This window comes from Nonomuraea sp. NPDC001831 (assembly GCF_042892035.1).
Taxonomy (GTDB): Bacteria; Actinomycetota; Actinomycetes; order Streptosporangiales; family Streptosporangiaceae; genus Nonomuraea.
The window spans coordinates 453,868-478,081 of record NZ_JBIATU010000001.1 but is presented as its reverse complement, the minus strand read 5'-3'; the positions used below and the strand labels follow the sequence as shown (position 1 = coordinate 478,081).

25 protein-coding genes are annotated in these 24,214 nt (G+C 71.8%); 14 read left to right on the top strand and 11 right to left on the bottom strand.

The annotated features are described in order from the left end of the window. Positions 1–60: 60 nt before the first annotated feature. The 4 genes from ACFYYW_RS02155 (at position 61) to ACFYYW_RS02140 (ending at position 3,929) form a co-directional block, all read left to right on the top strand. Positions 61–1,272, top strand: coding sequence for an MFS transporter (locus ACFYYW_RS02155; protein WP_387644005.1), 1,212 nt, complete (start codon positions 61–63; stop codon positions 1,270–1,272). Positions 1,273–1,340: 68 nt separating this feature from the next. Next, positions 1,341–1,862 (top strand): beta-class carbonic anhydrase, encoded by a 522-nt coding sequence (locus ACFYYW_RS02150; RefSeq protein WP_387644002.1) that lies wholly within the window; start codon positions 1,341–1,343, stop codon positions 1,860–1,862. Between the two features lie 113 nt (positions 1,863–1,975). Further along, on the top strand, positions 1,976–2,770 hold the full coding sequence (locus ACFYYW_RS02145) for a helix-turn-helix domain-containing protein (protein ID WP_387643999.1): 795 nt from the start codon (positions 1,976–1,978) through the stop codon (positions 2,768–2,770). Then, a complete protein-coding gene (locus ACFYYW_RS02140) occupies positions 2,760–3,929 on the top strand; it encodes a cytochrome P450 (protein WP_387643997.1) in 1,170 nt (389 codons plus the stop codon). The genes ACFYYW_RS02145 and ACFYYW_RS02140 overlap by 11 nt, the downstream gene beginning before the upstream one ends. On the opposite strand, the gene ACFYYW_RS02135 is transcribed toward ACFYYW_RS02140, so the two are convergent. Next, entirely contained in the window at positions 3,919–5,394 is a 1,476-nt protein-coding gene (locus ACFYYW_RS02135) for an SDR family oxidoreductase (RefSeq protein WP_387643994.1), read from the bottom strand. The genes ACFYYW_RS02140 and ACFYYW_RS02135 overlap by 11 nt on opposite strands. Before the next feature lie 199 nt (positions 5,395–5,593). Between ACFYYW_RS02135 and ACFYYW_RS02130 the strand changes: the two genes are divergently transcribed. After that, entirely contained in the window at positions 5,594–6,844 is a 1,251-nt protein-coding gene (locus tag ACFYYW_RS02130; protein WP_387643992.1) for a cryptochrome/photolyase family protein, read from the top strand. A 15-nt stretch (positions 6,845–6,859) separates the two neighbouring features. Here ACFYYW_RS02130 and ACFYYW_RS02125 read toward each other — a convergent pair whose 3' ends face one another. Together ACFYYW_RS02125 and ACFYYW_RS02120 are read right to left on the bottom strand one after the other, a co-directional pair. Beyond that, a complete protein-coding gene (locus tag ACFYYW_RS02125) occupies positions 6,860–7,117 on the bottom strand; it encodes a DUF3303 family protein (protein WP_352327523.1) in 258 nt (85 codons plus the stop codon). A gap of 186 nt (positions 7,118–7,303) precedes the next feature. After that, a complete protein-coding gene (locus ACFYYW_RS02120; RefSeq protein ID WP_387643989.1) occupies positions 7,304–7,912 on the bottom strand; it encodes a helix-turn-helix domain-containing protein in 609 nt (202 codons plus the stop codon). Positions 7,913–8,025: 113 nt separating this feature from the next. Between ACFYYW_RS02120 and ACFYYW_RS02115 the strand changes: the two genes are divergently transcribed. Next, positions 8,026–8,847 carry an MBL fold metallo-hydrolase gene (locus ACFYYW_RS02115; RefSeq protein ID WP_387643986.1) on the top strand — a complete coding sequence of 274 codons (822 nt, stop codon included), beginning with the start codon at positions 8,026–8,028 and terminating at the stop codon, positions 8,845–8,847. A gap of 167 nt (positions 8,848–9,014) precedes the next feature. Here the strand turns inward: ACFYYW_RS02115 and ACFYYW_RS02110 are convergent, their stop codons facing one another. Beyond that, positions 9,015–9,944, bottom strand: a complete 930-nt coding sequence (locus tag ACFYYW_RS02110; protein ID WP_387643983.1) for a zinc-binding dehydrogenase — start codon at positions 9,942–9,944, stop codon at positions 9,015–9,017. 75 nt (positions 9,945–10,019) lie between these two features. Between ACFYYW_RS02110 and ACFYYW_RS02105 the strand changes: the two genes are divergently transcribed. Next, positions 10,020–10,661, top strand: a complete 642-nt coding sequence (locus ACFYYW_RS02105; protein ID WP_387643981.1) for a TetR family transcriptional regulator — start codon at positions 10,020–10,022, stop codon at positions 10,659–10,661. A gap of 237 nt (positions 10,662–10,898) precedes the next feature. Here ACFYYW_RS02105 and ACFYYW_RS02100 read toward each other — a convergent pair whose 3' ends face one another. Beyond that, positions 10,899–11,087, bottom strand: a complete 189-nt coding sequence (locus ACFYYW_RS02100) for a hypothetical protein (RefSeq protein ID WP_387643978.1) — start codon at positions 11,085–11,087, stop codon at positions 10,899–10,901. A 452-nt stretch (positions 11,088–11,539) separates the two neighbouring features. Between ACFYYW_RS02100 and ACFYYW_RS02095 the strand changes: the two genes are divergently transcribed. From ACFYYW_RS02095 to ACFYYW_RS02075, 5 genes are all read left to right on the top strand, one after another. Then, positions 11,540–11,965, top strand: a complete 426-nt coding sequence (locus tag ACFYYW_RS02095) for a hypothetical protein (protein WP_387643976.1) — start codon at positions 11,540–11,542, stop codon at positions 11,963–11,965. A gap of 315 nt (positions 11,966–12,280) precedes the next feature. Next, a complete protein-coding gene (locus ACFYYW_RS02090) occupies positions 12,281–12,664 on the top strand; it encodes a peptidase inhibitor family I36 protein (protein WP_387643973.1) in 384 nt (127 codons plus the stop codon). 190 nt (positions 12,665–12,854) lie between these two features. Continuing rightward, positions 12,855–13,094: a hypothetical protein gene (locus ACFYYW_RS02085; RefSeq protein WP_387643971.1), complete on the top strand. Its 240-nt coding sequence runs from the start codon at positions 12,855–12,857 to the stop codon at positions 13,092–13,094. A 232-nt stretch (positions 13,095–13,326) separates the two neighbouring features. Further along, positions 13,327–13,812 (top strand): hypothetical protein, encoded by a 486-nt coding sequence (locus tag ACFYYW_RS02080; protein ID WP_352328185.1) that lies wholly within the window; start codon positions 13,327–13,329, stop codon positions 13,810–13,812. A 62-nt stretch (positions 13,813–13,874) separates the two neighbouring features. Then, entirely contained in the window at positions 13,875–14,420 is a 546-nt protein-coding gene (locus ACFYYW_RS02075) for an NUDIX hydrolase (RefSeq protein WP_387643968.1), read from the top strand. Positions 14,421–14,492: 72 nt separating this feature from the next. On the opposite strand, the gene ACFYYW_RS02070 is transcribed toward ACFYYW_RS02075, so the two are convergent. The 3 genes from ACFYYW_RS02070 to ACFYYW_RS02060 form a co-directional block, all read right to left on the bottom strand. After that, positions 14,493–15,050: a GNAT family N-acetyltransferase gene (locus tag ACFYYW_RS02070; protein WP_387643965.1), complete on the bottom strand. Its 558-nt coding sequence runs from the start codon at positions 15,048–15,050 to the stop codon at positions 14,493–14,495. Positions 15,051–15,327: 277 nt separating this feature from the next. Next, positions 15,328–16,641, bottom strand: coding sequence for a hypothetical protein (locus tag ACFYYW_RS02065; protein ID WP_387643963.1), 1,314 nt, complete (start codon positions 16,639–16,641; stop codon positions 15,328–15,330). Between the two features lie 87 nt (positions 16,642–16,728). Continuing rightward, positions 16,729–18,414, bottom strand: coding sequence for an RDD family protein (locus tag ACFYYW_RS02060; protein ID WP_387643960.1), 1,686 nt, complete (start codon positions 18,412–18,414; stop codon positions 16,729–16,731). A 206-nt stretch (positions 18,415–18,620) separates the two neighbouring features. Here ACFYYW_RS02060 and ACFYYW_RS02055 point away from each other — a divergent pair, with 206 nt between their 5' ends. Then, entirely contained in the window at positions 18,621–20,441 is a 1,821-nt protein-coding gene (locus tag ACFYYW_RS02055; protein WP_387643958.1) for a M4 family metallopeptidase, read from the top strand. Positions 20,442–20,576: 135 nt separating this feature from the next. After that, a complete protein-coding gene (locus ACFYYW_RS02050) occupies positions 20,577–21,335 on the top strand; it encodes a hypothetical protein (protein ID WP_352328190.1) in 759 nt (252 codons plus the stop codon). Between the two features lie 65 nt (positions 21,336–21,400). Here the strand turns inward: ACFYYW_RS02050 and ACFYYW_RS02045 are convergent, their stop codons facing one another. From ACFYYW_RS02045 to ACFYYW_RS02035, 3 genes are all read right to left on the bottom strand, one after another. Further along, positions 21,401–21,910, bottom strand: a complete 510-nt coding sequence (locus ACFYYW_RS02045) for a hypothetical protein (RefSeq protein ID WP_387643955.1) — start codon at positions 21,908–21,910, stop codon at positions 21,401–21,403. 159 nt (positions 21,911–22,069) lie between these two features. Further along, positions 22,070–23,359 (bottom strand): hypothetical protein, encoded by a 1,290-nt coding sequence (locus ACFYYW_RS02040; RefSeq protein WP_387643953.1) that lies wholly within the window; start codon positions 23,357–23,359, stop codon positions 22,070–22,072. 180 nt (positions 23,360–23,539) lie between these two features. Further along, complete coding sequence (locus ACFYYW_RS02035; RefSeq protein WP_387643950.1) at positions 23,540–24,151, bottom strand: TetR/AcrR family transcriptional regulator; 612 nt, start codon at positions 24,149–24,151, stop codon at positions 23,540–23,542. Positions 24,152–24,214 lie beyond the last annotated feature (63 nt).

Sequence of the window (24,214 nt, the reverse complement as noted above, 5' to 3'; positions counted from 1 at the left end):
GATTGACGGTGTCCGTCAACTGGCGGAGCCACCCCCGCGGCCGGACGCATGGTTGACGCCATGGCATCCACCACCATGATCCGGCCGCGCGCCCTCGTCCGCGCCTCCGGAGGCCCCCGCTACGCCGTCGCCCTGGCCGTGGACGCGCTCGGCACCGGCCTGCTGCGGCCCTTCCTGCTGCTCTACGGGGTGACGGTGCTGGGGCTGTCCGCGCCGGTCACCGGCCTCGCCATGACGGCCGGCGTCGTCGTGGGCCTGGTGTGCATGCCCGCGGTCGGCCGATGGCTGGACCGGGGCGCACGCAGCACGGTCGTGGCGGCGTCGATGCTGGTGCGGGTGCTGGGCGTGGCGCTGCTGCTGGCCGCCCCCGCGGGGCACGTCTGGCTGTTCGCGACGGCGGCGCTCTTCCTCGGCATCGGCAACCAGGCATGGCCGGCCGCCCACGCGGCCCTCGTGGCCACGGTCGCCCACGGCCGCGAACGCGACGCCGCCCTCGCGGCGGGCCGCGCCCTGCGCAACGCCGCGCTGGGCGTGGGCGCCCTGCTCGCCACCGCGTGCCTGGCGGGCGGCGCCCCTGCGTTGCGGGTGCTGGCGGCCGTCACCGGGCTCGCCTATCTGGCGGCGGCGGCCTTGGCGTGGTCGGTGCGCCTGCGCACGCGTCCAGCCGCCGCCCCGGCCAACGACATGGCCGGCGGGCCCGCGCCCCGGATGCGCGCGCTGCTGGCCGCCAACGTGGTCTACGTCTTCTGCCTCAACGTCCCCGAGATCGCGGTGCCCCTGGTCCTGGTGACGCAGATGCACGCGTCCCCGGTGTGGCCGGCGGCCGTCTTCGTGGCCAACACGGTGCTGGTGGTCACCTTGCAGGTGCCGGTCACCGTCCTGCTGTCCCGCTTCTCCCGGCGGACCGTGCTGGCGCTCGCCGGTGTGGTGCTCGCCGGGTCCTACCTCGGGTTCCTGGCGGCCACGTCCCTGGGGCCCGGCTGGGGTGTCCCGGCCGTCGCCATGGTGTCCGTGGTCTGCACCATCGGCGAGATCGTCTACGCCGGCAGCGCGACGGCGCTCGTCACCGCCCTCGCGCCGGCCCATCTCCTGGGACGCGTCCTCGCCCGTTTCCAGCTCTCCACGGGCTTCGGCCTCGCCGTCTCCCCTGCGGTCATCACCGCCCTCGCCTCCCACGGTCCGGCCCCCCTCTGGGGCACCCTCTCCACCGCGACCCTCCTGTCCGCCTCCGCCGTCGCCGAACGCAGGGGGGGCTACACAGCGGGGCAATAACATGTACAGTCAGTAGGGAATGTGGGCTATGACCGCGGGTCCCGGCACGTGACAGGAGGACGTCCCCCATGAGCGTCACCGACCAGCTGATCGCCAACTCCGAACGCTACGCCGCCACCTTCGACTCCGGCGACCTGCCGCTGCCGCCCGCCCGGGGCGTGGCCGTGGTGGCCTGCATGGACGCCCGGCTCAACGTCTACGGCCTGCTCGGCCTGCGCGAGGGCGACGCGCACGTGATCCGCAACGCCGGCGGCGTCGTCACCGCCGGCGAACGTCGCAGCCTGGCCATCAGCCAGCGCCTCCTGGGCACCCGCGAGATCATCCTCATCCACCACACCGACTGCGGCATGCTCACCTTCACCGACGACGGCTTCAAGGACGACATCTACCAGGAGGTCGGCGTCAAGCCCGACTGGTCCGCCGAGGCGTTCCAGGACCTGGAGGCGGACGTGCGCCAGTCGGCCAGGCGCATCCTGGCCGACCCGTTCATCCCGCACAAGGACTCCGTCCGCGGGTTCGTCTACGACGTCACCACGGGCCGGCTGAACGAGGTCAAGCTGGACGCCGGTCCGCACATCTCGTCCGACTGACCAGGTGAGGATCCGGCGCACCGCGCCGGGTCCCGCGGCGGTGGCGCCTGTCGGGCGTCCCGCGGTCCGGTTAATCGGTGGCGGGCGCGGCGGTCGCCGGGTTGACTGCACGGGTGACCGCGTTGCCCGTGCCCGCCGAGCTGGCCCACCTCGTGGCCGGGATCTGGGTGCTGGGCGGCGACACCGTGCCGAGAGGGTTGCCGTACCCCGCCGTCGACCTGCTGGTCATGCCCGACGGAGAGTGCCGGCTGGCCGGTCCGGAGACACGCGTCCGGCAGGGACGGTTGCCCGGAGGCGGGCCCCTGTTCGGGGTGCGGCTGCGACCGGGGACGGTGACCGGGCTGTTCGGGATCGCGGCCGACGAGGTGCCACTGGCCGGAACGCCCATCGACATCGGGCGGCCGCCGAGGGCGCCCATCGACGTCGGGCGGCCGGCCGGGGCGGTGAGCGAGTGGCCGGCCGGGGCGGTGGGCGAGCGGCTGGCCGGGGCGCTGGCCCTGGTACGGGCGCGCGCCGGACGATGCCGCGTCGACGAGCGGGTGCGCGTCGTACTGGCGGCGATGCACGCGGCGCCGGGTGCGCCGGTGGAGCAGCATGCCGCCCGGGCCGGGTTGTCCGAGCGGCAACTGCGACGGCGGTTCGGGGTGGCGGTCGGGCTGCGGCCCAAGTCCTACGCGCGGGTGGTGCGGCTGCACCACGCGCTCGCCGCCGCGCGCGCCGCGCTGGCCAGGGGCGAGCGCCCCGACTGGGCGGCCATCGCCGTGCGCAGCGGCTGCTACGACCAGTCGCACCTGCTCGCCGAGTTCCGACACGCGGTAGGCGCGCCACCGACCGCGCTGCTGCAGGGTGGCCGTTTTCTCCAAGCATCGGCCGGTCGGGGGCCAACACACTCGACGCATGACCGATGACGTCGTCAAGGAGATCCTCGACTGGTACCGGCAGACCGCGCAGGACGGTCTGGCCGGGGACGGGGTGCGTTTCGCCGAACCGTTGCAGAGCTGGCTGGTGCACGGGCACACCGAGGTGAAGCAGGTGCTCACCGACCACCGGACGTTCTCGTCCGACGAGCTGCGTCACAGCGCGGAACCCCCGCCGCACCGGGACAACCCGATGCTCGGCAGCCTGTCGGCGATCGACCCGCCCCGGCACCACCTGCTGCGCCGGCTGGTCAGCCGGGCCTTCACGCCCCGCGCGATCCAGTCGTTGCTGCCCTCGATCACCGACACCGTACGGACGCAACTGGCCGGCGTGGACGGCGAGCTGGACGTGATCGGCCGGCTCGGTCACCCGTTGCCCGTGCGCACCGTCGCCGCGCTGCTGGGCGTGGAACCGGACCGGCAACCGGACTTCGTGCGCTGGACCGAGGCGATCACCTCCTTCGCCGGCGCGTTCAGCGAGGACCCGGCGCGCCGGGCCGCGTTCCGCGCCGCGCACGCCGAACTGGCCGAGTACTTCGGCGAGGTGTTCGCCGAGCACCGCACCCGGCCCCGGGGCGACGTGATCGGCGCCCTGCTGACCGCCGAACCGGACGGCAGCCGGCTCTCCGACGAGGAACTGCTCGACTTCTGCACGCTGCTGCTCGTCAACGGCCACGAGTCGACCAGGACCCTGCTGGTCAACGCCCTGTTGTGCCTGGCGGCCCACCCGGAGGCGCCGGCCCGGCTGCGTGCCGACCCTTGGCTGGTGCCCGCCGCCGTCGAGGAGGTGCTGCGTTTCCTGCCTCCGGTCGGCGGCACCGACCGGTTCACCACCGGCCCGGCCCGCATCGCCGGGCACCCCGTCGAGGCGGGCCGGCGGGTGGTCGCCATGGTGCTCTCGGCCAACCGGGATCCCCGGGTGTTCGCCGAGCCGCACGTGTTCCGGCTCGACCGGACGCCCAACGAGCACCTGTCCTTCGGCCACGGCGTGCACTTCTGCCTCGGCGCGCACCTGGCCCGGCACGAGGTGGCGATCGCGGTGCACGCACTGCTGCACCGCTTCCCCGGCCCGTGGTCGCTGAGCCGGATCGCGATCGGGCGCACCCCGGTCGGCATCGACGTGCTCGATCTGGCGCTGGTCAGCTCGTAGCCGCGGACCGGTCCCTGCGGCGGGCCGCGGCGGCCACGTTGACCGGCATCCGGCCGAAGATCAGGCCGTGGAAGGGCGAGATCCCCCACCAGTACAGATGGCCGAGCAGGCCGTGCGGATGAAAGATGGCACGTTGCGTGTAGATCGTCCGGCCGCCGGAGCGGGTGACGCCGAGCTCCAGCCAGGCCAGTCCGGGCAGCCGCATCTCGGCGCGCAGCCGCAGCAGCCGTCCGGGCAGCACCTCCTCCACCCGCCAGAAGTCGATCGAGTCGCCCACCCGCAGCCGGGCCGGATCGCGCCGGCCGCGCCGCAGCCCGACCCCGCCCACCAGCCGGTCGGCCAGGCCCCGCAACTGCCAGGCCACCGGCAGCGAGTACCAGCCGTTACGGCCGCCGATGCCCTCGATCACCTGCCACACCGCCTCCGGGCTGGCCTGCACGGCCAGGCTCCGGTCGTCCACGAACAGGCTGCCGCCCGCCCAGTCGGGATCGGTGGGCAGCGGATCGCTCGGCGCGCCCGGCGTGGACGCCGAGGACCAGCGCGTGGCGACGTCGGCCTCCTTGATCTTCATCAGCGCCAGCGCCACCGCCTGGCGGAAGCCGACCAGCCCGCCCTCGGGGTCGGGGACGTGGCGGGCGATGTCGTGCTCGCCGCACACGGCCTCGTTGCGCAGCGACTCCACCAGCGGGCGCGCGATGCTCGCGGGGACGGGCGTGACCAGCCCCACCCACAGGCTCGACAGCCGGGGGGTGAGCAGCGGCACCGGAATGATCAACCTGGGCGGCAGCCCGGCCACCGCGGCATAGCCGTGCATCATGTCGGCATACGTCAGGACATCAGGCCCGCCGATGTCGAACCCCCGGTTGACCGTCCCCGGCACCTGCGCCCACGCCACCAGATAACGCAGCACGTCCCGCACCGCGATCGGCTGGGTACGGCTGCGCACCCACCGCGGCGTCGTCATCACCGGCAACCGCTCGGTCAGGTAACGCAGCATCTCGAACGAGGCCGACCCGGACCCGATGATCACCGCGGCCCGCAGCACCACCGCCGGGACCGCGCCGCGCAGGAAGATCTCCCCCACCTCGGCCCGCGACGACAGGTGCGGCGAGAGCCGCTCGTCCGCCGTCAACCCGCCCAGATAGACGATCCGCCGCACGCCCGCCTCGGCCGCCGCGGCCGCGAACGTGCGCGCCGCCAGCCGGTCCCGCTCGGCGAACCGGCCGCTCGTCCCCATCGCGTGGATCAGGTAGTACGCGACGTCCACCCCGTCCAGTGCCCGGCGCGTGCGCTCGGCGTCGGTGGCGTCGGCCTCGACGGCCTCGACCTGTTCCGCCCACGGCAGGTCGCGCAGGCGTCCGGCCGAGCGCACCATGCACCGCACGTCGTGACCGGCGGCCAGCAGCTCGGGCGCCAGCCGCCCGCCGATGTACCCCGTCGCCCCTGTCACCAGGCACAATGCCATGCCCACGCACCTTCCCCGTCCCCCGGCCCTCATGCCGGAGCGGTCCGGTCACCGTGCGCGTGCGGGCGCGGCCGGCTGGGCATCTGTGAGGCATGTCTGATGCACGATCGTGGCTGCCTGCGCACCGGCGGCCAGGCCGGCGCGGCCGCGTCGTGACTCGACCCGCGACCGCATCCGGTCTCGTCGCGAAGGGACGTCGATGGACACGGTGATCGTCCTGTTCAACAGGGACCTGCGGGTGCACGACCACCCGGCCCTGACGGCCGCCTGCGAGCGCGCCCGCGCCGTGCTCCCCCTGTTCGTGCTGGACGACGCCGTCCCCGCCGGCCGCCGCCGCGGCTTCCTGCTGGAGTGCCTGGCCGACCTGCGGGCCTGTCTCCGGGAACGCGGCGGGGACCTGGTCGTCCGGCACGGCGACGTCGTGACCGAGACCATGAAGCTCGTCCACGGAACGGGAGCGGCGGCGGTCTTCGCCAGTGCCGACGTCAGCCTGCTGGCCAGGCGCAGGCAGGACCGGCTGGCCCGCGAACGGCTCTGCTACGAGCTCTTCCCCGGGGTCACGGTGGTGCCGCCCGGCACGCTCACCCCGTCCGGGGGCGGCGATCACTACCGGGTCTTCACGCCGTACTGGCGCGCCTGGAGCGGGCACCGGCGCCGTCCGCTGCTCCCGGCCCCCCGCCACGTGCCGACGCCTCACGACCTCGACGCCGGGCGGCTGCCGCGCCCGGCCCGGCCGGAACCCGTGCCCGGCGGCGAGACCGCCGCCCGCGACCGCGCCCGGCAGTGGATCCGCCGCGCCCTGCCGGGGTACGCCGACGGCCACGACGACCTGGCCGGTGACCGCACCTCCCGGCTGAGCCCGTACCTGAGGTTCGGCTGCCTGTCCCCGCTGGAACTGGCCCACCTGGCCGCGGGCAGCGAGCCGTTCGTCCGCCAGCTGTGCTGGCGCGACTTCCACCACCAGGTCACCTACGCCTTCCCGCGGATCAACCGGGACGACTACCGCCCCCGCGGCCACCGCTGGCGCGACGACGAGGACGCGCTGCAGGCCTGGCGGGAGGGCATGACCGGGCTGCCCGTCGTGGACGCCGGCATGCGCCAGCTCCTCGCCGAGGGCTGGATGCACAACCGGGCCCGCCTCATCGTGGCCTCCTACCTGGTCAAGGTCCTCGGGATCGACTGGCGGGCCGGCGCCCGGCACTTCTTCGAGCACCTGCTCGACGGCGACGTGGCCAACAACTCGGGCAACTGGCAGTGGATCGCCGGCACCGGCAACGACACGCGCCCCAACCGCGGCTTCAACCCGCTGCGCCAGGCCCAGCGGTACGACCCGGCGGGCGACTACGTGCGCCGTCACGTCCCCGAGCTCGCCGGCGTGCCCGCCGCCCACGTCCACCAGCCGTGGCTGCTGGGCACGCCCCCGGCCGGTTATCCGCGTCCGATGCTCTGACCGGCGGCGTCCGGGTCAGCCGTCGAGGGCGGCGGCGGTCGCGGCTCCGGGCGCCACCGGCACGATCTCGAACTCGACGAGGTCCGACCACTCGGCGACCCAGCGTTGCAGAAGTGCGATGTCGTCACACTCCATGAGCTGGAAGCAGCGGCTCAGATCAGCCGTCACCCAGCTGGAGACGAACACCAGGCCTTCGCCGGTCATGCGGCCCTTCTCCCGGAACCGCCGGTAGACGGCCTTGGCGTCCTGGCCGCGGAATCGTTCGATCACCATGAACACCATCAGTCCTCCGACGGCTCCTCGTCCGGGACGGGCCGGAAGCCAAAGCACAGGATACGCAGCCAGGCGATGCGCTCGCCGGGGTCGTCGGCGTCCCAGTGGGCTCCGGGGGTGAGCGCCTTGAAGTCGACCGGGTCGCCGTGCAGGGCGTGCAGCGTGGCGTGCCTTCGCCCCGGCCGATCAGGTTCGGCGGGAGATGAACATGATGTACTCGCAGGGAGCGTTCGTCCGGTTGGCGAAGCCGTGGTCGGCGTCGGCCTGGAAGAACAGCGAGTCGCCCGTCTCCAGGGTCTCGTTGATCCCGCCGATCGCGACGGTGAGGGTGCCTTCGAGCACCACGAGCTGCTTCTCCGTACCCGGCGGGTAGGCGGGCAGCAGCCCGGTGGACACCTGGGCGGGGAGGTGGTGGAAGACCATCTCGGCCCCTCCCGCGCCCGGGGCCGCCGACACCATGTGCCGCTCGAAGCCGGTCTCCGGGTCACGGAACACCGGACGGTGACTCCTGCGCATGACGACGGCCACGCCGGACGCGGCCCCGGCCGGCGCGCCGATCAGGTCCGACAGCGACGCGTCGAGCGCGTGGGCGATCCTGGAGGCGACGCCGATCGTCGGGCTCTTCTCACCGCGTTCGACCTTGGACAACATCGCCCGGCTGACCGACGACTGCGCGGACAGCTGCTCCAGCGTCAGGCCCGCCTCCTCGCGGCGTCGCCGCACGTTGACGCCGAACGCGCCGGCCAGGTCGTCACCGTGTTGTGGTTCGGCCACGTTTCCGTCTTTCTCGACCACCGTGCTCCTCGATCGATCCGTACCTCGCTGTCCCACAGTGTAGGGTTTCTCCTAAAGAAGACAGAGTCTTCTATCGAAGACGGGCGACATGCGCCCGACATGACGGAGGTTCCATGCGTTTCAGTTCGGGTGGCCGGCTCCATGCCACGTTCGAGTTCGGCGAGCTGCAGGTGATCTCGTTGCGCGACGGCTACATCGACATGCCGCCCACACGGCTGCGCGACGAGGACGGGCGCCCGCTCGGCGAGCTGCCGGCCGCCGTCCCGCTGGCCGGCGACAACCTGCGGCTGTCGGTCAACGCCTTCTACGTCACCGACGGCACCCGGTCGTTGCTCATCGACACCGGCGCGTCCGATGCCTGGCACGACCCCACCATGGGCCTGATCTACGACGCGCTCGACGAGGCGGGGGTCGACCGCGCGGAGGTGACCGACGCGGCCATCACCCACAACCACGAAGACCACGTGAGCGGCCTGATCGCGCCGGACGGCTCGGAGGCGTTCCCCAAGCTTGAGCGCGTGTGGATCGGCGCGGGCGACGCCTCGGTCTTCGGCGGGCGGCGGCTGGAGCCGGTCCGCGACCGGGTCGTGCCCGTGTCGGAGAAGGTCGCGATCAACGAGTGGGCCACCGCGCTGCCGACGCCGGGCCACACCCCCGGCCACACCGTCTACGAGATCAGGAGCGGCACCGGCCACCTTCTCGTCTGGGGCGACACCGTGCACGTCCCCACGCTGCAGTTCGACCAGCCGAAGGTGTCCTGGGAGCTCGACGGCGACCAGTCCCGGGCCCGCGCCGCGCGAGCGGCGCTGCTGGAACGACTGAGCCGGCCGCACCACTTCGTGGCCGGCGCCCACCTCGACTCACCCGGCATCGCCCGCGTGACGCCCGCCGGCGAGGGCTACGCGCTGGAGTACCTCGCACCGCCGATCGGCTGACCGGACCCGCCACGTCCTTGGCGTGCACGTGCTGGGCGAGGCGGCCGTCGCGCGAGCGCGGCGTGTAGTGCCGGCTCATCTCCGCCGGTCATGTCATAGCCTTCCGCATTCTTTCTGGAGACCCCGGGCCCCGCACGGGCTCTCCGCCTTGCTCGTCCGGCCCGCTCTCACGCCAGGTCGAGCACCGCCTTGCCGTGCACGCGGCGGTCGAGGAGGGCGGCCGCCGCCTCGGCGGCGTCGTCCCAGCCGCCGCGCCAGGTGATCTCCGGGCTCAGCCTGCCGCCCGCGACCTGCCCGGCCAGCCAGGTCAGGTCGCGGTGCAGGCCGTGGCAGTAGAGCAGGTGGAAGGTCACGAGCGAGCGGTCGTGGCGGTCGGCCCCGCCGAACAGCGCGCCGAACGGGAAGCTCTCGCCCTCGCCGGTGGAGTGTCCGACGGCGACCAGCGTGCCGCCCTCGGTGAGCTGGTCGAACGCCTCGACCAGCGGGACGCCGCCGAGCAGGTCCAGGACGCCGTCGAGCCGTCCGCCGCTCTCGGCGGGGGCGGCGACGACCTCGTCCGCGCCGAGCGCGCGCAGCCCGTCGCCGTGCCGGTCCGGGTCGCCGGTGGCGGCGATGACGTACGCGCCGCCGAGCCGGGCGAGCTGCACGGCGTACCGGCCGACGCCGCCCGTCGCGCCGGTGACCAGGACCCGCCGCCCCAGGATCGGCCCGAGGCGGTCGAGCGCGCGCAGCGCGGTGGCGCCGGCGACCGGGATCGTGCTGATCGCGCCGGGGTCCGCGCCCTGCGGCACCACCCCGATCCGGTCGGTCGGGACGGCCCGCAGCTCGGCCCACCCGCCGTCCCAGCCCAGCGTGACCACGGGCGTGCCCGCCGCGGGCCCCGAGCCGTCGGCCGCGGCCTGGACGATCACCCCCGCGGCGTCCCAGCCGAGCACCGTGCCCTCGGGCGCCTCCTGCAGAGCGTGCCGGACCTCGCCGTAGTTGAGCGACGTGGCGGTGACGCGGACCAGCGCCTCGCCGGGCGCCGGCACCGGGTCGGGCGCCTGGCCCACCCGCAGGCCACCGGGAACGGAACGGTCGACGATCAGAGCGCGCATGACGACATCCTCCAAAGTGCCACTGAGTGGCATAAGCCTATAGGAGGCATATGCGCTCCGGATACACTGGGGACGATGACCGCCGACCTGCTGCCGCTCCGCGAGCGCAAGAAGCTCAAGACCCGGGCCACCCTGGTGGACACCGCGCTCGCGCTGTTCACCGAGCGTGGCTTCGACCAGGTGACCCTCGACGAGCTGTGCGCGGAGGTCGAGGTCTCCAAGCGCACGTTCTTCCGCAACTTCGCCAGCAAGGAGGAGGTCGCCTCCGCCCCGCTGGAGGCCCTGTGGACCGCCCTCCTCGACGACGTCGAGCACGCGCCGCTCGGCGGCCGTCCCGTGCTGGAGGTGCTGCAGGAGGCGATGCTCGCGGCAGTGCGGCGGATGTCGGCGGAGGGGCCGGAATGGGTGGCCCGCGTGCGGCTCAGCCAGGAGCTGTCGCAGCGCACGCCGTCCATCGCCGCGCACGGGCTGCAGTTCTGCGACCGCACCAGCGCGGCCTTCGAGGCCACCCTGCGCAGGCGGCTCGGCCTCGGCGACCGCGACCCGCGGCCCAGGCTGGCGCTCGACCTGCTGGTGGCGGCCTTCCACGCCGCCCTGCGCGGCTGGACCACCGCCTCACCGGACCCCACGCTCGACGACCTGCTCGCCGAGCTGCGCACCGTCTTCGCGGCCGCGCCCCAGGCGGCGACGTTCACCGGCGACGAGCCGGCCCGCTGAGCCCCCTGGACCGGCAGGTTCAGGCCGGCTGACCCGCCCGGCGGCGGAGCTCGTCGTCACGGTGTTCGGCGCGGCCAGGCGCGCTTCGCGTGGACCGGCCCACCAGGTCCTCACCGAGGGGGTCACCGCGGCCTTCACCGCCGCCGCCATCCTCCTGGCCCTGACCATGAAGAACCGGCCGGCTCCCACCGCCGCGGAGGAGCCCACCCCATGACGTGACCGATGTGAAGCCGCGCCTCATCGGGCGTCACGGCCACAGGTGGGCCGGAAGGGGTAGCCCGGGAAATAGGTGGCCCACTTCTCCGGCGTGAGGCCCCCGCCTGCCCGTTGGCAGATGGTGGCGGCCGCGGCCGCCGGGGTGAGGTCGAAGCGCTGGCAGGGGATGCGCTCGGAGGCGACGTAGAGGGCGTTGTCGTGCAGGGTCATGGCCAGGACGATGTCCCCGGAGGCGGTGATGGGCCCCCGATGGGCTGCCGTGTTTCGGTGCGCCACAGCTGAACCACGCGGTTGGTCATCCCGACGGCGAGCACGCGGGCGTCCGGCGAGAAGGCGAGGGCGCTGACGTCTGCGGCCGAGTCCGTGGAGGTAAGAGTGCCGACGTAGCGTCGTACGCCGCCGTCCAGCAGGTCCGCCACTGCTTGACGTCCCCGCCGGCCGCACGCCTGCACGTACGCCGGCGTGACCGGCAGCGTCGGCAACCCGTCACCCGCGGAGACATGCCCAGCCCTGTGAAGATGATCAATTTTTGTTCAGGTGGCGAATCGGGGTTCCAGACAATGCAGCCGCCACCAAGACTGGCCCCTGCCTGCCGTTATCCGCTCGGCGGGCCGGCCATTTCACGACCTGGGACCACCCGGGCAACAATGCGAGGAGAACGCATGCTGAAAAGGTTCATCCCGGCAGCCGTCGCCGCCGCCTCTCTGGCGGGACTGGCATTCGCGTCGCCGGCGAGCGCGGAGGCCCTTTCCTCTTACAAGGCGTACGGGTGCGCGGCCGGGGACTTCTGCGTGTATTCGACGGAGGTCATCTCCGAAGGCACGAAGATCAGCATCGGCCGGGGCGAAGACTGGGGTCCGGTCAGCGTGGCCAGCAGCCCGTACAAGGGCGTCCGGTCCTTCTTCAACAACGGCGTGGTCGCCACCTACGACCACGTCCTTGTCTCATACGTCTACTCGAACGGCGCCGCCTACTCGAAGTGCATTCACCGCGCGGAGGACGGTGACCTCGGGGCGGGACACGAGACGGTCGACTCGCCCGTGACCGTCACCCGGATCCAGTGGAGAAAGGAAAACTGCGCCGCGTAGTCCGCATCCGCCGGTGTCCGGCGGAACCGGTCCGGTCCGACGCCACGGAGGCCGTCGGACCGGACTGCCGGGGCCGCGCGACCCGGGACCGTCCCAACCCGGGCCGCTGGCCGGGCTGTCCGGTGGGGCGCTGTGGTGATGGCGGCGTGCGCTGTGCCGAGCTCAGCGGTCAGGCGCTCGAACTCCGCACGCGGCCGCCAGGGGCGCCAGTGGACACTCCACCAGCCGCCAAGACCGGCCCCTGCCTGCCGTCACCCGCTCGGCGGGCCGCCCTTCCCGACCTGGTCCCGCCCAGGCAACAAGCGAGGAGAACTCATGTTGAACAGGTTCGTCCCGGCTGCTGTCGCCGCCGTCTTTCTGGCAGGACTGGCGTTCGCATCGCCCGCGAGCGCGGCAACCCTTCCCGATGGCACCTACGGTTGCCCACAGGGCTACTTCTGCCTGTATACGGCCGATGGGAGGGTAATCCCCATCAACCAGGACAAAAACAGCCAGTATCCGAACATCCGATCCTTCTTCAACAACAGCATGGTCGGCATCTATGACCACGTCCTTGTCTCATACGTCTACTCGAACGGCGCCGCCTACACGAAGTGCATTCCCCCCGCGGACGGCGACCCTGCGGCGGGACACGAGACGGTCGACTCCCCCGTGACCGTCACCCGGATCCAGTGGAGAAGGGAAAACTGCGCCGCGTAGTCCGCATCCGCCGGTGATCCGGCGGCACCGGGCCGGTCCGACGCCACGGAGGCCGTCGGACCGGCTGGTGGGGCCGCGCGACCCGGAACCGCCCGGACCGGATCGCCGGCGGCCCCCGTTGGGCACTGAATGCGTACCCACGCCGAGGCATGAGCGGAAACCCACATCAAGAGTGACGAGAGGTGATGGCATGACCAGGACAGCGCTCAAATTGGCCGCGATCGGGCTGCTGGCCGCAGCCGGACTCGCCCTGGCCGCCGGCCCGGCAGCTGCCAAGGAAGACTTCTGGCCCAGCAGCGGCGGAATCGCCCCGATGGGCGACGACTTCTGGCCCCACAGCGGTGGGATCGCCCCGAAAGAAGACTATTACCCCAGCACGGGCGGGTTCGCGCCCATGAAGGAGGACTTCTACCCCGGCGCCGGCGGGTGAGCGTCGGCCTGGACTCGCCCAGCCCGTGAGCAAGGCCAGGCTCGCGCGCTGTCCAAGGGTGTGAGCCTGGCGCACATGGCCCCCGGAGCGAGCCCGGAGGGGCGCGGGGCCGCCAGACTCGCTCAGCTGAGCCGGGACTACGTCTTTGCCGACGCCGCCAGCCGGGTATGTGGTTGCCGAGCGACATCGATCGGTTCCGCACTGTAGCGATCACGGATATGGCGAGGGCATCATGGCCACCAAGACAATTGACGTTTCTTTGGCGACCATTCACAACGTAGGCACGCGCAGCGTCTCGCCGAAAGGTGCCATAACCGCCAGAATCGTCCGCGCCGTAGACGACGAACAAACCTTCGAGGCCGAGGAGCTATATCTGCGCCTGAACCTCGAAGAGCCGATTCATCCAAGCGGCGCGACACGCATCAAGCCAGGCGAGAGCCTCACCTACAACGTCACGAAGCAGCTCACGGTTTCGCACTTCGAGCAGGAGACCGAAGGTCATCTCAACCAAATGCTGGTATTCAACCAGAGCCTGGAAGAACACATAGCGTTCCTGAACGAAGACCTTCCTTATCAAGGCCCCTTCAACCGCAAGGTACGCTTCGACGAGATCGACGGTTTCCAGACGATCGAGTGCAACTATCACGCCTTCACTGAAGATGTGGACGCAAAAATCCTCGTGACCTACACGGTGAACCTTGTTTCTTCGTCCGGATGACCGGACGCGCTCGGTTGTTCCAGGACAGCGCTGAAGGCCTGTGGATCCATAGGCTGAGGTGTGTGGGTGATGCCAGGGTCAGTGAGTGGACGCAGACAGGTGAGCTGGACGAGCCGGCCGGGTTCTTGAAGGTCCGCGCCCGGCGGTACCGCTACCCGGACGGCGACGAGGACGTGTGGGACATCCTCGTGGGCGGCGCGACCGTCGCGATCGTCGCCCTCACCGACGATGAGCAGGTGGTGCTGGCCAGGCAGTACCGGCCGGGGCCTGGACGCGTACTGCTGGAGTTGCCGGGCGGAAACGCGGACGGGGACGAGCCGGTCGAGGTCGCGGCGGCTCGGGAACTGCTGGAGGAGACCGGCTACGAGGCCGCGACGCTTGAGGTGGTCATGCAGACCTTTCTGGCCTCGTACGCCACACATCGCCGCCACGCGGTCCTGGCCCGCGGGTGCCGGAAGGTCGCCGAGCCGCGACTGGACGACGGCGAGTTCGTCGAGACCGTGCTGATGCCGGTCGGCGCGTTCGTCCAGCACGTGCTCAGCGGGCAGATGACCGACACCGACCTCGCCTTCGCGGGACTGGTCGCCGCCGGACACCTGAAACCGTGAGCACCGGCGCACCGATCCCACCCCGGATCGGGGCGCGTCAGCCCCCCTGACCACGATGCCGGCGGTGCTCGATCAGCCGGACGCCGCCTTCCACTCCGGGGCCAGGATGGAGTGGACGACCGAATCCCGCCACCCGCCGGCGAGTTTCAGGTGCCCGCGGATGACGCCCTCCTCGACCATCCCCTGCCTGCTCATGACCCGCCCGGACGCCTCGTTGACCGGGCTTCGCGCGCCCCAGACGCGGTGGACGCCGAGCTGCTCGAACCCGAGCCGCAGGAGCAGACGTACGACCTCGGCGCCCAGCCCCTGACGCCACCGGTCCGAGCGCAGCGCGAACCCGATCTGGGCACTGTTCTGCAGCGGGTGGCCGAGGTCGATCGAGATGCGCGCGAACGCCACCAGCTCGTCGTCCGGCAGCACCGCCGCAAGACAGTAGTCCGTCCGCGGGTCGTGGCGGGCCGACTCCATCACGCCGGTCATGATGCTCTCGACCTGCTCGCGGTTTCGGGGCTCGAAGCTCATGTGCTCGGTGACCCGCGGGTCGCCGTAGACGGCCAGAAGCCCGTCGACGTCCGTCGGGACGAACTCCCGCAGGGCCAGCCTCGGGGACGAGATCGTGACCGGATACATGCATGCTGACCTTACCGGCCGCCCGCCTTTACAATGTAGATTACACCGGCCCGCCACCCGCTCCCCCAGACACTCACCGCTTGACCTGCAGAAACACGTCCATGGGCGTGACCGTGCCCGGGAGATCGCCGTCACCCTGTTGTGCGCGGTGCAGTACCACAATGATCTGTCGGATCTGTGGCCGGCGGAGCAGCTCAGCCGGCCCCGCTGCGGTGACGTCCGCCGTCGCAGAATCACGCCGCTGACCGTGCCTGAGCCGTTCCGGCTGATCCGGTGGTCAGTTCGGCACGTCCAGGCCGGCGCTGCGGGCCGCGTGCATCGCCGCGGTGACGAACTGCTCGTAGGTTCCCATGCCGTTCTTCAGGCCGAAGAGGTCGGTCTGCCGGTACTCCACGACCACGTGGGTCGCCTTGTACGGCGTCGTCTTCTGACCCATGGAGTACGTGAACCACTCCGCCGGCCGTCCGGGGAAGGGCTCGTGGGCGGGGTAGCCGCGGGGCGGGGACATCGCGTCGTAGGCGATGCCGCGCGGGCCGTCGCCGCTCATGTGGACGGCCAGCGTCTCGTTGCCCTGGCCGGGGTCGCCGGCCTGGATCGACCGCAGCCACCAGAACAGGCTGAGCTGGTTGTCGTACGTCTGCCGCCCGCCCAGGCCGTACGGCCGAGGGCACACCCGGGAATTCTGGTCCCCGTCGGGCAGGGCGTTGACCATGGCGTCGAAGGCGGACCGTTCCACCTCCGTCAGCGCGTTCATGTAGACCGAGCGCAGGTTCGTGCGCGGCAGCAGCGCGAAGCCCGCCTTCGGCCCGTCGCCGGAGGTGAGGTTCTGATGGGCGAAGACCCACAACATGTACTGGATCAGCGTGACGAACCCGATGAGGTTGGCCGTCTGGTGGCGTCCCTGCAGCCATGCGCCCACCCGGGCACTGGGATCGAAGCCGAGCACCCCCAGCCGGGCGGGCAGCTCGGCCAGCGGCACGTCCAGGGTGGCCTGAGCCGTGCCGTGGACGAGGTCCCTGCCGGCGGTCAGGGCCAGGACGTCGCCCTTGGCGTAGACGGTCGTCATCACCGGGTTGCCGGTGAGGTCGAAGTCGCACCTCTTGACGGGCGCGGCCAGGGACACGGTGAGGATGTTGCCCACGTTGGTGCCCGGCACGAAGCGCAGGCCGTCGGCCGGCTGGACGTCGTCGTAAGTCTTGAGGTGCCCCTGGGCCACGCGCACGGCCTGCGTCCTGGTGCTCGTCCGGGCCCTGCTCGACCGCCTGGTGCCGGTCGTCGGCTCGTCCTCCTGCTCGTCGGACCGCAGGAACGGGTCGGGAAGCTGGGTGGTGTCGGGGGAACGGCCCGTCAGCAGGCTGATCAGCTCGCCGATGAAGACGAGCTGACGGCGCAGGGCGGCCCACGTCGTCACCGAGTCGGTGATGATCTCGACGTCGCCGCCGTCTGACTCGATGGCGACCCCGGGGTCCTGCCAGGAGCAGACCCGTCCCTTGGACGGCAGGGCGTTCTCGGTCTGCCAGCCGTTCTTGGTGTTCGCCAGAAACCTCAGCTCGTCACGCTGGAACTGCCATTCGAACCCGATCCTGGGCATGGGCGCCTCCTGGGGATGTGCGTGGCTGCCCCTCCCGAGCAGGTCCGGCGTGCCCCAGATACGTGCTGACGGGTGGAGTTCCTCGCGTCACCGGCTCTTCCGGCTGCCCGGTCTTTCCACCACGAGGGTTCCGGCGAGCCGGTCGTGCAGTCCGCGGCCGGCGGGGTCGGTCAGGGCCGACAGTCCGTCCAGGGCCAGCAGCGCGATCCCGGCCTGCGGGACGAAGGCGAGCAGCGGGAAGACCAGCGCCCGCACGGCCAGCCTGCGCCACGCCGGGCGGCGGCCCGTGCCGGCGGCGACGATCCGCAGGCGCATGACCAGCTTGCCGAGGGTGTGCCCGCTCAGCGCGTAGAGGAAGACCACCGGCAGGACGATCAGCCGCCCGTCGTCCTGGAAGATCCGCTCCCGCCAGATCGAGTCCAGCAGGCCGTGGTCGAGGTCCGGCGCGTACGTGGCGTCCAGCCTGGGCAGGGCGAGGAGGATCGTGATCACGATCAGGTAGTCGATCAGCAGCGCCGTCACCCGCCGCGACGACCGTGTGCGCGCCGGCCGGTCGTCGGGGGGCATCCAGCGTGCGGCGAGCAGCATCAGCACGGCCGCCACCAGCAAGGACGCGGTGAGCCAGCCGTCCGGCACCTGGACGCAGTTCTGCAGAGGCTCGCCGTTGACGTAGAGGACGCTGACGTCCCAGGTCTCCGGGGCCGGGCAGCAGAGGTCGGTGTCGAAGCGAAGGGTGAGCAGGAGCTGCCGGACGACCGCGAGCGCGGCCAGCGTCCCGGCCACCCGCCGGCCCACGGAAGCGGGGCTCCCCAGGCCGATGCAGGCCACGACGGCGATGACCGGCACACCCCAGCCGACCGCGAACTCCACCACGCGGCCGGCGTCGCCGCGCAGCGTTTCCAGGACGGTCCTGAGCATCCCCGAGCCGGACGTCCGAGGCGCCCACTCGGCGGGCACGGTCCCCCAGGACTGCCAGGTGGGAAAGGCGGCAGCGGCCACGGCCGCCGTCCGGACCAGCCAGACCCACGGCGGCACCGCAGAGCGCCGGGGCAGGCCCGCGACCACGGCGGGACGTGCCGCGAGCCGCCGCCTGAGCAGGACGTAGCCGATCAGCGCCGGCCAGAACAGCAGCCGGGCGGGCTCGTCCAGGATCGCCTCGAAGCTGAGCCAGTTCAGCAGGCCGCCGCTCGTGCCGGTCGGCCAGCCGTCGGTCAGCACGACGGCGAGGGTGACGACGCAGGCGACGACGAGGTAGTCGATCAGGAACAACAGCCCCGCGCGCCAGATCGGCGTCACGGCGGGTTCCTGGGCGGGGCCCAACGCGTGCGTCGCGAGCAGCACCAGCGCGGCGGAGATCAGCAGGGCGTTCTCCACGCGCCCCCAGGAGCCGATCACGGCCTGGAACCAGTCCAGGCCGAACAGTTCGAGCTCCTCGCCGCATGGCCCGTCGCCGGCGTACGAGGGGGTGAGCGGGATCGCGATCGCGATCAGGACGAGCAGCCCCGCGGCCCGTCTCCCGGCCGCCGCCGAACGCCAGTGTCCCAGGGCTGCGAGCACGACGAGCACCGGGATTCCCCAGGTCGTCATGAGTGCCGTCAGCGTGCCGAGGTCCCCGCGCAGCGGCAGGAACGGCGAGATGCCCCCGAGATCACCGACCCCGCCCATGCAGAAGTAGAGCTGCGAGGCGAGGTCGTCGGGCTGCCAGGCGATCCAGGTCGGGTAAGCGGCGGCGGTCAGGGCGGCCGCCCAGACCAGCAGGGCTGATCGCGACAATCGGGGCTCCAGGTGTTCGGCGCGACAGCCTATCGGTGATCTTGCAGCCGAAGCAGCCCTGCGCCCGACATGGCCAGCTACACACGCCCAAGAGCCATAAATCCCGATTTTTCCGCCTATTTACCTCGATATTGACCTTCTGTAGTTCATCAACTCAAATGCAGGTGACCCCATCCATCGCCCGCCGGCGCAAAGGGAGCGACCCCATGAGACGCAATGCCGTGTTAGCCCTGGTCACGAGTGCCGTCTGTGTGCTCGTGGCCACTTCGGTCCCCGGTCCGGCGGACGCCGCCAAAGGCGATCCCGCCGACCTCCTGGTGAAGGCCAGGCCCGCACTGCTGCACAGCTCGCCCGAGGACGCGTACGTACGGCAGAGCCCGACCGAAGGGCAGGGCGGCCTGCGCTACACGCCCTACACCCGCACCTACCGGGGGCTGCCGGTCTACGGCGGCGACTTCGTCGTGGTCAGCGCCGCCACCGGCGAGGTCCTGAGCACCTCCGTCTCCCAGGACAGCCCCCTGGACGTGGCCACCACGCCCAGGCTCAGCGCCGCCGAAGCAGCCCGGGTGGCCGCAGGCCAGCTGCCCCGGGTCTCCTCCGTCGCCACGCCCCGGCTGCTGGTCATGGCCCAGGGACGCGGCCGGCTGGCCTACGAGGTGCTCGTCCACGGCGCCGCCGGCGGCAGGGAGAGCAAGCTGCACGTGTTCGTCGACGCGCTGACCGGCGCGGTCGTCCTGAAGTCCGACGAGGTCAGAGCGGGGGTGGGCAACAGCTACTACAACGGCAACCCGGTCACGATCGGCACCATGGCGACCGGCTCCTCCTTCGCCATGATCGACCCGGTGCGGCGGAACGTGCGCTGCGGCGGCCCGAACGGCGCCGCCTTCACCGGGCCCGACGACTTCTGGGGCAACGGCAGCGGCACCAACCTCGAAACCGCCTGCGTCGACACGCTCTTCGCGATCGACACCGAATGGGACATGCTCAAGGCGTGGCTGGGACGCTCCGGCTTCAACGGCGCCGGCGACGGCTACCCCGCCCGCGTCGGCCTGAACGACGTCAACGCCTACTGGAACGGCGTCAACACCGTCTTCGGCCACACCTCCGACAACCTGCGCCAGCTCACCGCGATGGACGTCGTGGCGCACGAGTACGGCCACATCGTCTTCGCCACCACGCCCGGCATCGACCTCGGCGACAACGAGAAGGCCATACTCAACGAGTCCACCGGCGACATCTTCGGCGCGCTGACCGAGCAGTACGCCAACGAGCCCGCCACCCTCGACCCGCCGGACTACACCGTCGGCGAGGAGGTCAACGTCGACGGAACCGGCCCGATCCGCTACATGTACAAGCCGTCGCTGATCCCCGGTCACCCCGACTGCTACAGCAGCGCGGTGCCGTCGATGCCGCCGCAGGTGGGGGCCGGCGTCCAGAACCACTGGTTCTACCTGCTGGCCGAGGGCAGCAACCCGGCGAACGGCCAGCCGCCCAGCCCGACCTGCGACTCCTCCTCCATCGTCGGGCTCGGCGCGCGCAAGGCGGGCCAGATCTACATGGGCACGCTGCTGCGCAAGACCTCCGCCTGGCCGCACACCATGGCCCGCCGCGCCTCGCTGCAGGCGGCCCTGGACATGTTCCCCTCGTCGTGCCTGGAGTACAACACGGTCAAGGCCGCGTGGAACGCCGTGCGCGTGCCCGCCCGGGCCGGCGAGCCGTACACGTGCGACTTCTCGGTCGCGGTCAGCCCCACCGCGGCGACCGTGCAGCCGGGCCAGACCGTGAGCGTCACCGTCGGCAGCGCCGTCGTCTCGGGCGCCGCGCAGCAGATCTCGCTGTCCGCCAGGGGGCTTCCGGCGGGCATGACGGCCTCCTTCAGCCCGGCGAGCATCACCACCGGCGCCACCTCCACGCTGACCGTCACGGTCGGCGCGACCACCGCGGCCGGCACCTACCCGATCACGGTGCTGGGCGACGGCGTCGCCCTCGACCACACGGCCACCCTCACCCTGACCGTGGCCCCATGAGCCGATGACGCCGCGCCCTCGCTTCCGGCGTTCCGGTCCGGTGCGCCGGAAGCAGGCGCTGAGCTCGGCTTTAAGGCCGCTGAAAGGTCGCTGCCTAACGTTCTGCGCGGGCCGACACCAACCGCAAGGAGCGACATGAGGTTCATCGCAGCAATCGCCGCCACGATCGCGCTCGCCGCCTCCCCGGCCGCGGCCGAACCCGAGGAGAGCGACCGGGAGATCCCTCTCGCGTCCATCGAGTACACGACCGGTCTCACCGTGACCTTCTCCGACAGCCAGCCCTCCGACGAAGTCGGGATGTCCCAGCTCGGGATCATCGGCCGCGCGCCGCTCATCGCCTGGGACCGGAGCAACAGCTACCTGCAGACGTACCTGGAGATCACGCCGCCCGACGTGCCGGTGCCCCGGCGTCTCGTCGACGACCACGGCCCCGACCTGCCCGCCGAGTTGCAGGGACGGCGGATCACCAGCGAGCCGGTCACCGTACGCGGCCTGACCGCTCCGGCCGGCGCCGTGCTGTCCGCCTCGTGCACCGCCGAGCACTTCAGCTCGCACCTCTGGCACGAGAACGGCCAGGCCGGCATGGCGCCCAAGTCGTTCACCACCCTCGACTTCGGCGGCTTCAAGGAGCGTCGCGCGGAGAGCTTCATCTTCAACTGCCTGCCGGCGGGTTCGCCGAGCTACCTGTGGGCCCGGCACCGGCTGTACTACTGGAACGGCACGAGCTGGTGGAAGCAGGCGGAGGAGAAGGTCGGCCCCGGCCTCCAGGCGGAAGAGGTCAAGGGCACGATCAAGCTCCACCGCAGGGTGAGCTATGACGACGGGTGGGGGTCCAACCCGAACTGCCTCGGCGGAGCCTGCAAGTACACCCGTGAGGGACGTTTCACCAGCTGACCGTCCCCACACCCGTACGGCCGCCTCGACCCCGGCCGGGGCCGAGGCGGCCGCGCACGCGAGCGCTACAGATCGCCCAGCGCCGACAGAACCCGCCCGATCCAGGCGAACAACCGCAGGACCTGACGGAACGGCCAGACCGCGGCCCAGAAGACCGGTTCGAGCCACCGGAACGGGCCGAGGAGGAGCGCCAGGACCATCATGACCGCGTCCGGGTCCAGCGACCGCAGAACCCAGCACCACCCCCGATGCCCCCACCTGCGGTGCAGCACCAGCGACACCAGGGTGGGCGGCAGCGTCATGGCCGTCGCGACCGCGAGCGCGGGCGGCCCCGGCAGCCAGATCCCGGCCGCGACCCACAGCAGCCCGTACGCCCCCCACGCGAGGGCCAGGCCGCCCAGCAGCCGGCCCATCCCGCCCTCCGACCGGACGTGCCGCGCCAGGCACGCGGGCAGGCGCACGCACACGTCGGGCAACGAGGTGTCGAGCGGGATCACCGGCCGCTCGGCCTCGGACGGCTCGTCCGCCCCGGACGGGCCTTCCCTGCGGCTGAGCGGATGAAGAGCATCGTTCACCCGTCCTGGTCTACCGGCGCCGTCTTGTGATCCACTGGTGATCACCTGTCACGCCGGTCGACCAGGACGCGGACATGGGTGCGGCAGGTGCCGCCGGCGGGCGAGCGGACCTCCGGGGGCCTCAGGCCGCGCCTGGGGCCCCCGTGCGGCATGGGCCGGTTACCAGGGCCGGGGTTTGTGCGGTGATTTGTGGACGACCTTCACGATGGTGCTGTCGGTGCAGGTCAAGCGGGCCTCGGCCGACTTGCAGCGCCAGGTGACCATGTTGCGCAGGAAGCCGGGCGTGCGGGCGATCACCGTGTAGCTGATCGTGGCCGTCTCACCTGGGTCCAGATCGCCGGTCCAGACCAGGGTGTCGCCGACGCGCCGGACGGTTCCGGTCGTGGCCCGGATCGGTCCCGCGAGTGAGCCGTTGTCGAGCACATCGGTCAGGTCGTCGGTGACGGTGGCGTCGAGGAAGGTCCGATCGCAGGTGTTGGTGACACGGATGCGATAGCGCACCGGCTCACCGACGGAGACCTTGGTCCGGTCGGCGACCTTGTCCACCCTCAGCTTCTCCTTGGGACACGGCTCCGGCGTGGGCGGTACGCCGCACGACTCGGTGTCGTAGGAGAGGGTGACCTCGCCGTTGCCCTCCCGGACGCCGGTGGTGTAGGTGGCTCCGGCGGGGCCGAGGCTCGAGCCTCCGCCACCGCCGCCGCCGTACAGGCTGCTGCCGGAGGAGGAGCCGCCGGCGCCGCCGCCTTGTGCGCCACCGCCACCGCCGCCGCCGGATCCCATGTGCGGGTCGGCGAGGTTGACGGCGCCGTTCCCGCCGCTACGTCCTTGGGCGTCCCCGCCGGGAAGGCCGGGAAGATCGGAGTCGGTCACGGGCTGCCCGCCGGGGCCGCCGGCGCCGCCGTTGCCGCCCGACGCGCCACCGCCGCCGGCGCCGGGTTCGTTCGGAGTGGCGCCGTCGGTGCCGTTCTGGCCGCCGTCGCCGCCCCGGCCCTCCGTTCCACCGGCGAAGCTGCCGGCGCCGCCGCCACCGCCGCCGGCGATGACGAGCGGCTGCGTGCCGAGGGAGATCGTCGTCGCGCCGCCTCCGCCACCGCCGTTGGTGCCGTTGCCGGGCATGAGGTCCTCCCGGTACCCGCCGGGCCGGCCGCCTCCGCCGTAGCCCCCTGCCGCGGGTTCGCCGGTGTCGAGGTTCCCGCCCGTGCCCGCGCCGCCGACGTCGATCGTCAGCTGGTCTCCCGGGTTGACCCGTACGGTGCCGCTGACCTCGCCGCCTCGCCCGCCGGGCGATCCGTAGACAGCGGTGCCGCCCGCGGCGCCGAAGGCGTCCACGACCAGCTCGCACACCCCTTCCGGAACCGTGAACGTCTGCGGAGCTCCTGTGTAGCTGAATGTCTGGCTGCCTTGTGCCGCCTGCGCGGCGGTCGGCACGAGTGCCAGCGCTGCGGTCATGGTGGCTCCCGCTACACAGGGCAGCCACTTGACGTTACTGAATATCACGATTAGTAACCGTAAGCTGAGGCCGGTCAGGATCTATCCGGCTCAAGGCAACGAGCCGCCCCAGGTCGTCCCCCGGCGCGTCGTGACGTTGAAGATCTTTTGGTCCGCCTTCCCGGGCAGTCGGGGCGCAGGTCACCCGCTTCGGGCCGGCCCGGCGAACAGCCGGTCCAGATGCAGGTCGATCGCGGTGAGGGCGTCCTGGGGGGTGATCACGTCCAGTTCGAGGAGGGGGGTGAGGCCGGTGAGGGCGAGGAGCAGGTCGGTCTCGGTCGCCGGGTCGCGGTCGGGGGCGAGGTGCCCGTCGGCGATCGCCTGGCGGACCAGTCGCTCGACGAGGGCCCGTCCCTGGAGGAGGCCGCGGCGCGCCTGCTCTCGGACGGCCTCGTCGTGCAGCGCCTCCAGGACGTAGGCGGCGCTCATCCGGCTGGTGGCGCGGGCGTCGGCGTGCAGGGGAAGCATCTCCGCGAGCGTCAGTCGCAGCACGTCGCGGGGGTGCGGACGGTCGCCGAGCCCCGCGAGGCCCTGCTCGACGCGGAGCGAGGTCTGCTCGGCGGCGAATTCCATGGCGAAGGAGAGCATGGCGGCCCGGGAGGCGAAGTAGTGCTGCAGCTGCCCGAGTGAGATGCCCGCCTCCTGCGCCACCACCCGGGTCGTCAGGTGGGTGACGCCGCGCCGTTCCACCACCCGCCACAACGCGCGGGCGATCGCTTCGCGGCGTTCGCGGTGGTCCACCTGTTTCGGCATCCCGGGTCTCTCCCTCGTCGAGCTTTTCCCATACAGTTGACATAATACACTTGACCTATAACC